Origin of the sequence: Alteromonas sp. I10 (genome assembly GCF_003201515.1) — a bacterium.
Lineage (GTDB): Bacteria > Pseudomonadota > Gammaproteobacteria > Enterobacterales > Alteromonadaceae > Alteromonas > Alteromonas macleodii.
In genome coordinates, this window is the sequence record NZ_QJJN01000001.1 from 334282 (window position 1) to 349396 (window position 15115).

The 15115-nt window shown below is 43.1% G+C and carries 8 protein-coding genes; 4 read left to right on the forward strand and 4 right to left on the reverse strand.

Annotation, left to right across the window (positions count from 1 at the left end; translation table 11 throughout):
- Positions 1-41: 41 nt before the first annotated feature.
- Positions 42-4586 (reverse strand): EAL domain-containing protein, encoded by a 4545-nt coding sequence (locus BZA03_RS01375; protein WP_110287763.1) that lies wholly within the window; start codon positions 4584-4586, stop codon positions 42-44.
- 224 nt (positions 4587-4810) lie between these two features.
- On the reverse strand, positions 4811-7558 hold the full coding sequence (locus BZA03_RS01380; RefSeq protein WP_110287764.1) for an insulinase family protein: 2748 nt from the start codon (positions 7556-7558) through the stop codon (positions 4811-4813).
- 171 nt (positions 7559-7729) lie between these two features.
- Here BZA03_RS01380 and sixA point away from each other — a divergent pair, with 171 nt between their 5' ends.
- Both sixA and BZA03_RS01390 read left to right on the forward strand, forming a co-directional pair.
- Positions 7730-8245: a phosphohistidine phosphatase SixA gene (gene sixA / locus BZA03_RS01385; protein ID WP_014976012.1), complete on the forward strand. Its 516-nt coding sequence runs from the start codon at positions 7730-7732 to the stop codon at positions 8243-8245.
- Positions 8246-8366: 121 nt separating this feature from the next.
- Entirely contained in the window at positions 8367-8561 is a 195-nt protein-coding gene (locus BZA03_RS01390; RefSeq protein WP_014978722.1) for a hypothetical protein, read from the forward strand.
- A gap of 37 nt (positions 8562-8598) precedes the next feature.
- Here BZA03_RS01390 and BZA03_RS01395 read toward each other — a convergent pair whose 3' ends face one another.
- Both BZA03_RS01395 and BZA03_RS01400 read right to left on the reverse strand, forming a co-directional pair.
- Complete coding sequence (locus BZA03_RS01395; RefSeq protein ID WP_014948817.1) at positions 8599-9894, reverse strand: HlyC/CorC family transporter; 1296 nt, start codon at positions 9892-9894, stop codon at positions 8599-8601.
- A gap of 175 nt (positions 9895-10069) precedes the next feature.
- A complete protein-coding gene (locus BZA03_RS01400; protein WP_014948818.1) occupies positions 10070-10861 on the reverse strand; it encodes an inner membrane protein YpjD in 792 nt (263 codons plus the stop codon).
- A 298-nt stretch (positions 10862-11159) separates the two neighbouring features.
- Here BZA03_RS01400 and ffh point away from each other — a divergent pair, with 298 nt between their 5' ends.
- Together ffh and BZA03_RS01410 are read left to right on the forward strand one after the other, a co-directional pair.
- Positions 11160-12599: a signal recognition particle protein gene (gene ffh, locus BZA03_RS01405; RefSeq protein WP_110287765.1), complete on the forward strand. Its 1440-nt coding sequence runs from the start codon at positions 11160-11162 to the stop codon at positions 12597-12599.
- Between the two features lie 188 nt (positions 12600-12787).
- Positions 12788-14854 carry a YncE family protein gene (locus tag BZA03_RS01410; RefSeq protein ID WP_110287766.1) on the forward strand — a complete coding sequence of 689 codons (2067 nt, stop codon included), beginning with the start codon at positions 12788-12790 and terminating at the stop codon, positions 14852-14854.
- The last annotated feature ends 261 nt before the right edge of the window (positions 14855-15115 follow it).

The following is a 15115-nucleotide window of genomic DNA, read 5'->3' on the forward strand; positions in this document are numbered from 1 at the left end:
GGAAAGTACGCGCCCTATACGCGAGTAAAAGGTAAGGGCTATTAAAAGTTAGAGTGGCCAAGCAGCGTATGAAGCTTTTGATTCTCGGTGAGAAGCTTCTCGAAGCGCTCTGCATTTAATGGTCGGCTGTATAAGAAGCCTTGCAACATCTCACAATCGTAGCGACGTAAAATATCTAGCTGAGCTTCTTCTTCAACGCCCTCAGCTACAACTTTTAAGCCTAAATTGTGGGCGATATTTATAATGGCAGCCGCCATATGACGATCTACATTACTTTTTGCAATATCGTCAATAAATGCTTTGTCAATTTTTAGCGTGTTTAGCGGGAATCGCTTTAAGTAGGCTAGGGACGAGTAACCTGTACCGAAATCGTCTAGCGCTAGGTGAATACCTCTTTCGCGAAGGCGAGTCATCATTTGAAGGCCGTTTTCAGGACTTTCCATTAGCGTACCTTCAGTTATTTCGCACTCTAAATGTAGTGGTGACAAACCGATATCGCTTAAAATCTTGTTTATTCTGTCGTCTAAGTCAGGTAATTCGAACTGCTTCGCAGATATATTCACAGCTACACGACCACTAAACAAACCTTGGTTTACCCAGCGTTTGGTATCTGCACAAGCCTTTCTTAGCACTTGTTCACCAATTTCTATAATCTGGCCTGTTTGCTCTGCCAGAGGGATAAATTGCCCAGGGCTTACTATGCCCTTTTGGGGGTGCTCAAAGCGCACCAAAGCTTCCATGCTAACTAGCTTACCTGAGGCTATATCTACTTTCGGCTGGTAGTAAACCGTAAACAAGTCATCTTTAATACCTTGTCTTATAAGGTTTTCAATTTGCAGTTGCCTAACGGCGTTTTGATTCATCTCTCCGCTAAAAAACTGATAGCTGTTACCGCCATTGTTTTTAGCGAAATACATGGCTGTGTCGGCGTTTTTCAGCATTTCTTGGGGAGAAGTGCCGTCGTCAGGGAAGAATGCGATTCCAATACTGGCACCCAATACAAACTCTTGCTTATTAATGATAAAGGGGCGAGATAATGTGTCTAATAGGTTCTGTGCGTAATGCGTTACCGTGTGGATATCGGCATTGTCTTCCATTAACACACTAAATTCATCACCACCTAAACGATAGCAGGTCGCACTCTTACCCGTAATTCTTTGTAGGCGTTTTGCTATTTGTTTAATTAATATATCGCCCGTTTGGTGACCTAAAGAGTCGTTTATTTTCTTAAAGTTATCCATATCCAAGCAGAGTAGGGTATGTTGTGCCCCTTTCCGCACCAAGTTCTGGTGGCTAGCTTGGAAGAACGAACGATTCGGAAGCTCTGTGAGCGGGTCAGTATTAGCTAATTTCAATAATTCTTTTTCAGTACTTTTTCTTGACGTGATATCACTGAATACGCCTACAAAATGGCTTATTTTTCCGTCATCGTCATGGACGGCGTCTATGTTTAATTCCATTTCATAGCGCTCACCGTTCACTCGCACACTTTCTACTTCCCCTGACCAGTTACCTTTCGCTTTTAGCGTTTTCTTAATTTCTTCGGTAAACGCGTCTGGATATAGATGAAAATGCATATAGCTTGCTAAAGCTTGATCACGGGTTTCGCCGGTGTAACCGCAATATGCATTGTTTACACTTATGAATTTAAATTGGGTATTCGTTATGAATACACCTTCAGAGATGTTCTCAATTGAACGCTTAAATAGATTTAGCTGCTCTTCAGCTTCTTTTAAGTGATGAATATTCTTAAGCGTACCAGTCATTCGTACTGGCTGATCGTTATGGTCTCTTTCAACCACTTTTCCACGGTCAAGTATCCAAATCCACTGATTCTTAAATGTCTTGGCACGGTATGCGAGTTCGTAGAAGTCACTATTACCTTCAAGATGCTCTCTTAGAGCAGTTTTAACACGGCTTACGTCGTTGGGGTGTATATTTGCATCGTAAGCGCCTGTAGTGCGTATATCATCTTGAGGAAAGTCAAGGGTACCCCACGTATTTGCACGATAAACTTGGCCTCTGTATACGTCCCAGTCCCACAACTCATCACCTGAACTCCAGAGAGTCAGTTTAAGGCGTTCTTCCGACTCTTTGATAGCAAGCTGATTGGCTTTTCTTATCTGATATTGACGAACAATAAATGAAAAAGTTGCAAGTGCGATAATACAATAGAACACTAATGCTACTGTGTGCAACCAAGGAGGATTGTCGATATTTATTTTAAGGTGTCTACTGGACGACCAATTTTTACCTGGCTCTTTCGCTTGTACCTCAAATTCGTAATTTCCAAAAGACACATTATTAAATTTCGCGGTATTATCAGCGCCTAGATATACCCAATTATTTTCGTAACCCATTAAACGATATCTATAAGAAACAAGTTTTGGATACACAGGGTTTACTAACCCGAAAGATATGCTAAATCTTGACTCATCATATGAAAGTTTCTTTGCATTCGCATAGGTAATGTTTTCGCTCAGATATGAAAGATTGTTTGTATTTAAAGGATCATTATTACTTGCATCGCCAAAAACGCTAAATTCAGACAAAACAGGAATATTGGTTGAAACAATTGATAACTCAGAATTTGAATAAGACTTTGTAACCCTATTGAAGCCCTTTATTCCGCCAAAGTAGATAGAACCATCTGATGACGCTAAGATTGCACTCTCACCTAAAGAGTTATATTCCAGCTCAGAGTTAAGAATTGTGGATTCTTCTTTAAGAGAGGGGAGATGTATTTGATGTATGCCAGTTGTGTCAGAATACCAAATACTATTTTGTATACCTATAGTGGAAGTTATGTATCCATTTTTATCGTTTCTAGGTTGTTTTTTTTCAACCGACAGAGTCTTTTTATTTACTCTTATCACTCCGTCAGATCTTGATGTGAGCCAAAACGCATCTGGAGTTTGATAAACACCATAAACTATCGAGTTTATGCCACTTGCAGCGTCCAAACGCTTCACGATCGCCTCATTTTGCAAAGAGTATATCACTAGTGATTTATCATCTCTTAGCCACAACCGGCCCTTATCATCAGTGTAGACAGGCAACATCCGTTCGTTTATTTCTTCACCGTCTAACTTGGTGACAATATTTTTTCCATCTGGATGATTTAGAATTGAAAAGTCGATAGCGTAAGTACCGTCATTTTCTAGCCATATCCAGACAAACTGTTTATCCATATGAATATGGTCGACGAACTTACCATCGAAAAAGGTTTTAACTAATTCAAGGTTTCCGTTTATTAATCGATATATTTTAAGTCCGTCGGAAGTAGCAAGCCAGAAATAGTCATTGGTATCGATTTTGAGGTCCCAATAGCTAAGATTTTGTACTTGTTCACTGGGCGGTAGATAAAACTTTACTTCGCCTGACTCCTCATTATATTTACCGAGCCCCCGCTGTTGAGAAACGAGGAAAATATCCTCTTTTGAGTTTTCTCCAAAACCCCAGATAGTGGAATAATTGTCTTGGTGTTTTCTTTCAGAATTATAGACAGGTTGAAAGTGAACGTCCGCATACTCTGGATGATATCTAAATGCACCTTGTCTAAAAGTTCCCGACCATACAACCCCTGCTTTGTCTTGCAGTACTTTTATAACAATTGCAGAAGGGAGACCTGTAGCTTCATAAGTATCTGAATTAAGATGAAGAACTTTTAATTTTTTAGAGTCGCTAATGTCTGTGTCGACTATGTCTTTGAGGATAAAGAGGCCTGACACAGTACCTAACCAGAGATTCTTGTTAACAACCTCCAAGGACAATGTGTTTACCTTCTTATTTTGTTCCAGAATGCTTCCGTCAATATGTAGAAGCGTTCGGCCTGACGCTGAAAGTACCTTAACTCCGTCATCTGTCGCTAGCCAATAGTTTCCATTAATTACTTTAATATCATGAATGGCATTCGAGTCTAAAACAATGCCCCAAGGATTAACTTTCTTGAGGTCAAATACTTCTTCCGTGTCTAAGTCTAAGATCTTCCCACCGTATTCATTGGAGCCAACCCAAATCCGATTTGTTTCTGCGAAAATAACTTTTATTACGCTCTCATTCTCAAATAATTGAGCTACAACAGTAATTACGTCATCTTGTTTCGAATATTTATAAAGGAACTTTCGGTCAGCAAAAAGAATATTTCCTTCTCTATCTTCGCTGATGGAGGTAATGTGATCAGTTTTTATAACAGAATTGAACCTACCGTAAACTTTGAAGTTGTCAGTTTTAGGCTGGTACTTAGCCAAACCGGAATGTGTACCTACCCATAGAATTCCTTCTGAGTCTAGGAAAAGTGTTTGTATAAATCCTGCAGGTATTGAGTTTGGGTCTATGTCCGAAGGATGATACTTTTTAATAACATCATAACCAGAGTATCGGTTGAGGCCGTTTGACGTTGCAAGCCAAATGAACCCCATGTCGTCTTCCACAATGTCTAATACTGCGGTATCCGATAGACCATGCTGCTTATTTAGCTCTGTAAAATGAAGATCAGAAACCTCTATCGCCTTTGCAGAAGAAAAAAGAATTCCTGACAAAGCCAACAAAAGAAGAGAAATTGAATAAATTAGGGTTGAGCGCACCTACACACCTTTGGCATACGCCATTTATTATTTTTTTATTTCACTGGCGGCATCCCTAACAGCCAGAATAATAAATATGCCGAATTAACTAAGCCTCTACAAGGACTTTTTAGTAATAACAAGAATGATGGTTTACTTATTAACCAACCTTGTCTGCGAATACCACTGGGTATCGGCAGATTGATTAAAATCTTAACGACCGTGGCACGTGCCTACATGCAGCGTTAGTAGTAAGGAATTTCTTTTTTGAATTCAGAAATACTGTTAATCGTTCGTTTTTCTTGCGTGGGAATACTCTCAAATTTTCCACGAGAGAACAGCACCAATTCCCCGCAGCGCTCTCGTTTAGCGAGTTGATGCGCGAAGTCTTGAATCTCTTCGAAACTCAAGCCTTTGATCCTTTCAGCAAGCTTTGCATTTCTATTAAACTCTAAATCTTGCGTACCCAAACTTACCCATAAACGCTGTGACTTCATCGAAAGAGTAAGGTCTCTCTCTTCTAACTGCTTAATAAGGTTTTGTTGGATAGTCGGCCAATAAAAACGATAGAACTCTATTTCATTGAGTTGCTGGAATAAAAAGGCGGTCATTGCATCTAGCAACTGCTTTGGACTGCATTGCGGGCTTTGTATATAGAATGCCATTCCGGGGTGTTGATTATGTGGCACATAGCCTGTACCGACTATGTATCCCAATTGCTGTTCTGTTCTTAACGAATTGAAGAACGGTGCTGCCAGCATCTGTTCAAGAACCATACATAATGCGGTGTCGGTGAGGCTAGGAGAAGGTGCTTGTAAATAAAGTACGACCGCTGAGTCATCGTGATTACACAACACTTCATGATAAAGAGTTCCGCCTACAGGCAGCTTAGATACGGCACGAGAAAGGGGAGCTCCCCCTGCATTTTTGCAATGGCTATGAAGCGACGTCGAAAATGCCTTTGCTTCTTCGCTTGCCCAGTTGCCATGCATAAATGCCTCTACAAAATAATGCTCAAAGGCTGCACTGCGACAGCCTAGCATCTCGTTATAAGAGATGTTTTCTATCACGTCTAACAATTCAACTGGCGCTTGCGTGTTGCGTTGAATAAGAACACTTAAACGAGAGAATAAACGGTTAGTCGGCTTATTTAACAGTGAATTATGAAGGCTTTGAATTTGAAGTGCTTTGTGATGTTCAAAGGCTCTTTCGTCGGGAATAAAACCGAGAACGGCGTCAAGAAGTTGACTTGCTAATAATGTCTGCTGATTCGTAAAACCACGGGTGTGTAGGGTAAATCCAGCTTGATGCCCATAAATCCGATAGTGAAGTCCTGCTATTTCAGCTCGGTAGTATTTAGCTTGGAGATGATCGTTAAGTGCGCCGAGCCAAATTCGCTTGGCCGCAACAGAGGTCAAAGAGTCTGAAAACTGAGCTGCGTCGAAAGAGATATAAATATCGCCTTTAGGGCTATGGAATTGTTGGTCTTGAGCGAACCAAAATCGATAGCCACCATTATCTACCAACCTATTTGGAACATTAAACCCCGTTTCAGGGAGGATAAGCGTGTATTCGCTCGCCAAATAAGGGTTGGGTGGGGGAAGACACAATTCTGGAATTTTCTTTGCGCTTTCAAGTGAATGTATTAGCGCATCGTCGATGCCTTCAACGCTATATTCAGCCTCATAAAATGCGCAAACCTGAGTGGTTTTAACATCTTTTGATATAACCTTTAAACGAAGGTTCTTGGGCGTGAAAAAAGATAGTGCATGCTCAATTATGCTTCTGTCATAACTACCAATAGTAGAGCGAAGTCTATTTAATTCGTCAGGTTCGAATATAAATTGATGCTGTGCATACTCAGTTATGATCCCAAGCGGCTTCACATTTTCTTCGTACTCTAAAGCCAGCGCGTTTAGCTGCGACTTTTCGTGAAAGCGCCACTCTTCAGTCGATGCTTCTCTAATTAATTCGATGTAGCTAAATAGTGCCTCTAACACCTGCGCTTTGTGTTTAAGGCCTTCCTGGGTAAGCTGAAAGCTCACGTTAAAATCTTTAAATTTATCGCCTTCTATGCCAGAGCCCGCTATCAGGTTTAACGCCCAATCTTTTTCTTTTAAATAGGCAAGTAGGCTTCCTTCACCTTCGTCACCAATCAAATGGCTGATGTAGTTCAGCGGTTTGGTTTTGTAGTCGTTCTGTAAAGCGGGGAGGGCAAATGTCACTATCATACGTCTAGCAGATTGCAGCGGATGAATGTTGATTTGAATGCCAAGTTCATTTTCTGTGTAAAGCGAAGGCCAGTCGTCAGAGGCTAACTGTCCACTTGGCAATGTCCCAAAACACTGATTCACTAACGCCTCGAGTTGACGTATTGGCATAGGACTGGCTATGCACAAGCGCATATTAAGCGCACAGTAATACGATTGGTGCAGTGCCTTCAGGCGACGTTTAAGCTCTGTACATTTGTGTTGAGAAAAGGTATCGCAATTGCCTACAGAAAATTTTGCAAAAGGATGCTCTGGATTACATGTCTCTTTATGAATTTGATAAAGGCGGCGAAGGTCGTCTTTTTTCTTAAACTCAAATTCAGCATGAATGTTCTTTATTTCGTTGGTTAGCGCGTCTTCTTCAAATAAGGGTTGCCTAAGCATATCTGCAAATGCAGGCAATGTTTGCGCAATAGCGTCACCGCTGCAATTGAAATGGTAATTTGTGTACTCGGTACCTGTCCACGCATTGATTGTGCCGCCGTGTTGCTCAATGAATCCATTTATGGCATTGGGTTTGGGCAAATGACGGCTACCCATAAAAAGCATGTGTTCAAGAAGATGGGCTAACCCTTGGCAATCGTTTGGGTCATAAAAGTGTCCGGCTCTTACCGCCATTGAAACAAAAGATTCACTCGCTTCTGGCGTGTGACATAACATGGCATGCAACCCATTAGGTAAAGTAACGTGATGTGCGTTTTCTAAATTTATGGTGTTGTTCACATTGTCTCGTTTTTGGTCAAGAGCACCTTACTGCTGGAGCGTCTATAAAGAGAAACTTCACAAAACGTTAAATAATGTACGAAAATTCTCACTATTCGCGGTTTAGCGCTAGGCGTAGTATCAGCTCTCTGATATCGTTAGCATACTTTCATTAATACTATGCGCAATGTTATGTCAGGTCAAAGTAGCAACGACGACATTTATCTTTTCATTATGCGTCACGGTGAAGCAGAAGCGCCCAGACTCGATGATAAAAGCAGGCAACTTACACCATTAGGTAGAGAGCAAGCCAAAACAGCAGCTTTATGGTTAAAAGACCAGTATTGCCAGAAAGGCATTGTGGACTTAGCGCTTGTGAGCCCTTATCGTCGAGCCAAACAGACCCATGATATGGTATCGCTTGATATCATTGCGAACAAAGTTGAAAATAATGAAGATATTGTTCCGGAAGGCTCGCCAAGACTGGTGAGTGATTATATTGATGGACTTCTTCACGCCGCGGTCAATTCCAAAAAACCAATCAAAAAACTTCTTGTTGTTAGTCACATGCCGCTAGTTAGCTATCTCGTTGATGAACTGTGCCAGTCTTACACCACAAGTTTGTTTTCTACGGCCTCAATTGCTGTTATCAAGTATTCTTTAAAAGAGCACAAAGGCACGCTGGTAACGCATTATCAAGGGCTGTAAACGCCTTGCTCCTTCTTAGCGATTAATTTCGGAAATTGAACAATTAATCGTTAAGTATATTCCCACATGGTCGATAGACTCTTTGAGAGTGTCAAAGTTTATTCTATTGAAGGGTTGGGAAATGGACAGCAAATCTATTCCTGAGCTCCTTAAACGTTCATTGCAATCGCATATGGCGGAGGCTGATTTACGTGAAGATAAGGAGACGCAGGATATTATTGCCAAATTATCTGAATTGTCAGATAAGGTCGCTGCTGCGAAAGCTAGAGCGCTGGCAAATAGAGCACAGCGTCTAGCTGACGAATCAAAAGGTTAGCTGATAAGGCCGAAAGGCAGGTTAACTACCAAAACGTTTAGTGGTCGTTATTCGACTCTTTAGGTGCAACATAGTATTCCGGCATGATTCTGACGGTTTTTATCATGCTTTCTGAAATGTCTACAATTTCTAACGGATAACCCGCCAAACGCACGCTTACTTTGTTCTCAGGAATATCTTCAAGATACTCAAGTAATAAACCATTAAGGGTTTTAGGGCCTTCCGTAGGCAGGTTCCAATCCATTTCTCTGTTCAATTCTCGGACGTTGGCACTACCATCAACCAATACTGAACCATCCTGTTGTACATGTGCTTCCTTACTGTGGTCTGGAACCATACTGGTGGTAAAGTCACCGATAATCTCTTCAAGAATATCTTCAAGAGTGACTAGACCCATAATGTCGCCATACTCATCAACAACCAGAGCAATGCGCTCTTTTTCCGCTTGAAACTTATACATCAGCGTGTGCAGCGGGGTAGATTCAGGCGTGTAGTAAATCTCACGAACTGCGCGAAGCAAGCTTGATTTAGTAAACTGGTCTTTTGATAGTAGGCGCAGGGCGTCACGCACATGCACAAAGCCGACCGCATCGTCGACACTGTCTCGGTATAATAAAACACGGGTATGTTGAGCATGGGTTAAGGCTTTTTGAATTTTCTTCCAATCGTCGTTAATGTCGATAGCAAAAATTTCAGCACGTGGCACCATGATATCTTCGGCCGTTACGCTTTCTAAGTCCAAAATACTCACCAACATATCTTGGTGTCGCTTAGGGATCATGGCACCAGCTTCAAAAACCACGGTTCTTAACTCTTCTCTACTTAACGAGTCGTCACTTCCACTTGCAGGACTAATTCTTAGCAAAGCGAGAATGCCGTTTGTGATACCGTTAATTGCTGCCACAAAAGGGTACAGCAAGGTAAGCAGTGGAAGCAGAATAATGGAGCTCGGAAATGCCACTTTTTCTGGATACAGCGCAGCCAGTGTTTTCGGCGTTACTTCTGCAAAAATAAGTAGAACCAGCGTTAAGCCAAAGGTAGCAGCAAACAGCCCCCAATAGTCACCGAATAAACGAATACAAAGTATGGTTGCAAGCGAGGATGCTGCAATATTAACTAAGTTGTTTCCGATGAGAATAAGGCCGATAAGGCGATCAGGTCGTTCTAGAAGTTTAGCAACACGTATAGCTGAGCGGTTGCCTTCTCCTTGCAAATGCTTGAGTCGATAACGATTAATCGACATCATGCCAGTTTCTGAACTAGAGAAATACGCAGATAGTAATATGAGTACGCCGAGCGCGATAAACAGCGTACTCGTTGATATGTCGTCCAATTAATGGGTTCCTGTCTTAACTTAGGCTTCAAATGTATTGATTTGAGGTGCGAGTTTCAAGGGAAAATTGCTGATATGCCCCTAATTAACTAGATAACACCAAAAAGTGACAAGCGCCGCCGAGCCGCCTAAAAAGCCAGCCCTGCAGCGATCTCAGCAATAAATACAGGGAGTTTTAAAGAAGAAATTCGCGAACTAATTTGCTACCAAAATAGGCAAGGGACAGTAGCGTCACACCCAAGACTGTCATCACAATAACTTGTCGCCCGCGCCAACCTCGAAGTTTCTGGCCTATTAAAAGAATGAGAAAAACAACGAGAGCGGCCGCTGATAGCACCGTTTTATGCGCGTAAGTTTTGTTAAACATATCTTCTAAGAAAACAAACCCGCTAATTAGTGAGACGGTTAGTAAACAAGTTCCCGCAAGCAACAGCTTGAACAAAATGTTTTCTACAAGCATTAAAGGCGGTAGTGATGAATGTAGTAGCGCAGCACCTTTTTGCTTTAACCGGTAGGTAATGTAGGACATTTGCAGTGCGTATAAGAATGCAATGACCAAAGTGCAGTAAGCAAACAATGACAAACTAATATGGATAACTAAGCCCGGCTGCAGCTCTATGTGCATGATGTACGACACGGGAATAAACTGTGAGGCGAGTACCGTAAGACTTGCAAAGCCGAAAACAACAGGAAGTAAAATAAGATTAGGAATGGCGCGGGCAAATATAAGCATGGATACTGTGATTATCCACGACACTAATGAAAGTACGTTGGTTACACTCATGTCTTGCCCAGGCGCGACAATAATAACGTTGGTGAGAAAAGCGATATGTGCAATTGCCCCAACACTAGCGATGGATAGCCCTAATCGCTTATTCGGGCCGTCTTGGTGTACGAATTTGCCAATAAGTACTGCCGCAGCTAATGCGTAGAGTAAAGCAGCAGAAATGGCGAAAAGGGTGTTCATGATGCGTCCTGTAATAGGTAGGTGACGTCTTCACCGACTGAGTCGGTATTGATACTGCAACTTGCAAGTAAATTCAACCATCTCCTTGATTTTGTTTGTTTCACACCCACTTTTAGTGTGGGTATAGGATCATGGAAGGACAATTTTTACTCCATATCAACTTCGAAATTCGTACATCAAATTTCGACAACCCTTGACGCAAAAGTTTAAAAATTTAACCGCAATTGTGGGTACGTTACCGTTCGCTTTTACGTTACAATGCGGGCATTACGTCTGAAATAAAAAGAAGTTTCATACTATGTTTGAGAATTTATCAGAACGCTTAGGCCAGACATTACGAAATGTCAGTGGTAAAGGGCGTCTTACTGAAGACAATATTAAAGAAACGCTACGCGAAGTGCGTATGGCGCTACTTGAAGCCGACGTTGCGCTACCCGTAGTAAAAGCGTTTGTTGCACAGGTAAAAGAACGTGCAGTTGGTACCGAAGTAACCAAAAGCCTCAAGCCTGGCCAAGTATTTATTAAAATCGTTCAGTCTGAACTAGAGTCGGTGATGGGGGAGGCGAACGAAAAGCTTAACCTCGCAACTCAACCTCCGGCTGTTGTGCTTATGGCGGGCTTACAAGGTGCGGGTAAAACTACGTCTGTAGGTAAACTTGCGAAATACCTAACTGAGCGCGAGAAAAAGAAAGTGATGGTAGTGAGTGCCGACGTTTATCGTCCGGCCGCTATCAAGCAGCTTGAAACCCTTGCTGGTGAAGTGAATGTAGCTTTTCACCCGTCAACGATTTTACAAAAGCCCATTGATATCGTTAACGATGCCATTGTTGAAGCGAAGAAGAATTTCTTCGATGTACTACTAGTGGATACAGCAGGTCGTTTGCATGTCGACAACGACATGATGGACGAAATTAAAGAGCTTCACGCTGCTGTTAAGCCAATTGAAACTCTGTTCGTGGTTGATGCCATGACCGGTCAGGATGCTGCGAATACGGCAAAGGCGTTTAACGACGCGCTACCGCTAACCGGTGTAATACTGACCAAAGCAGATGGTGATGCACGAGGTGGTGCTGCACTGTCGGTTCGTCACATCACGGGTAAACCTATCAAGTTTATCGGTATGGGCGAAAAGGTTGATGCACTTGAGCCTTTCCACCCTGAGCGTATTGCGTCTCGTATCTTGGGCATGGGCGACGTACTTAGCCTTATCGAAGAGGTTGAGCGTAAAGTCGATAAGTCGAAAGCGGAAAAGCTGGCCAAGAAGGTACAGAAAGGAAAAGGCTTCGACCTGCAAGACTTTAAAGATCAGCTTGAGCAAATGAAGAACATGGGCGGCATGATGGGAATGCTTGATAAGCTTCCTGGCATGGGCGGTATGTCTGACAAAATTAAAGATCAGGCAAACGACAAGCAGTTCAACCAAATGGAAGCCATCATTAATTCAATGACCCCGGCTGAACGTGCACGTCCAGATATGATTAAAGGGTCGCGTAAGCGCCGTATTGCGGCAGGCTCAGGTACGCAAATTCAAGACGTAAACCGTTTGCTTAAACAGTTTACGCAAATGCAGAAAATGATGAAAAAGATGTCTGGCGGCGGCATGAAGAAGATGATGCGCCAGATGAAAGGCATGATGCCTCCGGGTGGCGGTTTTGGAGGCTCTGGTGGTCCAGGCGGCCCGGGTGGATTCGGCGGTCCTGGCGGGTTTGGCGGAGGCGGTGGCTTCCCACCACGTTAAAAGACTATCGCATTACTTAACAATGCTTAAAAACCTCAATCGCAGCAATGCATTGAGGTTTTTTTATTTTTTTTGCATCCAGTTTCACTCATCAATCGTTTGGCTTGTTGAACAGGACGTGAGCAGTACTTATCGCATCGCGCGTTTAAGTGACGTCTCTTCACGAATCAACAAGTACGGAGATGAAGATGGAATTCAATAAAACATCACAGCAAAAATTAAAACTGTCACTGTTGGCGACGGCAATGGTTCTCGCGCTAAGTGCCTGCGACGGTGACGACGGAACAGATGGTGTCGATGGGACTGATGGCGCGCCTGGCCAAGATGGTGCACCCGGTCAAGATGGAACCCCAGGCTTCGCGTCTGCGACATTCTTGGTCGCAAATAATGGCGATGACAACCGCAATACGGTTACTTCTATTGACCAAAACGCAAATGTTTTGTCTACGGTAACCACTGGAGCGAATGAGGGGATTGTATTCACGCAAAGCGGAAGCTTGGTACAAGCTGGCGACAGTGATTTACCGTTATTAAGAACGCTTTGTAATTTTGAAGCTCAAGCCGACTACATGATGAGTACAGGGCATGAGATAACGGGCGCAACTACGGGCCTTGTTAATCCGAAAGGTATTGCCTTTGCTGAAAATGCAGGTTTAGTTATGGTGGCTGACTTTAACGGTCAAAAGGTTAGCGTATTCGGTGGCCAAGCAGCAGGCAATGTTGCACCAATTGCAGAAATAATGACCTCAGCAAAACCATGGGATGTGGCCTATGACGAACAAAGCGATAGATTGTTTGTTGCACTGACCGATGGGACACTCGCGGTTTACGATAGTGTCGCTGGTTCTGATTTTGCGCCCACAGTTATGCGTTCAGTGGTGCCTTCAGATGCAGACGGAAATCAAATATCGATTAATCTGCACGGTATCGCTTACGAGCCTATGTCTAATCGTATGGTATTGTCAGACGTTGGCGATGCTGCAATTGCTGATGATGGTCAAATTTTTGTTTTAGAAAATGTCTCTACGGCTGACGGGGCTGTTGTACCAAGTAGAGTGATTGGCGGCGCATCGACCCAGCTTGGTAATCCAGTAGACATTGTTTTAACCGGTTCTGATCTTCGCGTGGCGGAAAAATCCAATGACGCCATTTTGGTGTTCTCAAACATATTCAACGGTGCTAGTGGCGACGTTGCACCAACACTATCAACGCCTTCAGTAAAACCAGAGTCGTTGGCCGAGTTAACTCAGCTGAACGAGATGAAAGACGCATCGGACGATGGCATAACTACCATGCCTATTATGGGCCTTTCGGTATCAAGTAACCCTGCAAGCGAAGGTGCAACCACGGGGCAAGTAGCGCAATACAGCGCTGTACTTTCCAGTGAGCTAAGCACTTTTGACGCTGGTATGAGCATTGAGAGTGCCGCTTTCACGGCTAGCGGTGATGGCGTCATTACCTTCGATGATGTTGAAACCTCAACGGGTGGTTTACTCGTGATTAATCGCCTCAAAACCATGAGAGACGGTATGATGTATAGCGATAGTTTCGACCACATGATTGCGGGTAGCGATACAGGCTTGATTGCACCTAAAGGGTTAGATATTGCCTCAGAAGCAGGTGTGGTATTTGTGGCAGATGTTAACGAAGCTACTCCTGCCGTTCGCGTATTCTCGCCTTGTGCGTCAGGCAATGTTGCGCCTCTATTAACACTTGAAGCGGCCAACGGGGCGCGCCCTTGGGATGTAGATTACGACCCATCAACTGATAGCGCGTATCTGGCGTTAACTAACGGTTCGGTTGCCGTGTTTGAAGAAGTGATGCGCAAAATGGAAAGCGGTGAAACCGTAATTACGGGTGAAGACAGGCTGATTGTCCCTGCAAGTGGTGGGACAGCATTTGCCGCGCCAACCAACATCCATGGCATAGACTATGATAGCCAAAGCGATAGTTTGGTCATTTCTGATGTAGGCAGCGCAGCGGATGCTACTGACGGTAAATTGTACGTGATTTCTGGCGCAGGCAGTGCTGATGGCATAACGGATGTATCCGTCAATATTGCAGGACCGAACTCAATGTTGGGTAATCCGGTAGACTTGATGCTCAGCAATGGTCATGTATATGTTGCTGAAAAATCAAATGGCATGATCCTGCGCTTTGACAATATTCTAAATGCAGCCTCGGGTGATATTACGCCCAGCTTTAGCATGATGTATCCCGCACCAGAGTCGGTAAATGTATTGTCAGTGAAGTAAAACAACTGATGAACAGCCTTGTAAAAACCGTTCATTTCATCGCTGTTCTATGAAAGCTCAATGCTTTCGCTAAAGCAGCACGTACCTAATCAGTACGTGCCGCTTTATATTTATTTGGCGTTATTGGGATATTCAAAAGCTTTGCCAACTAACTTTTAAACAATAGCATGCTTTATAACCAACAAATCACCGCGCATCTGTGCAAATTCGTGAATTCATAATACACTGACGGGCTACATCGTGCGCATGTGCTCGCTTTCT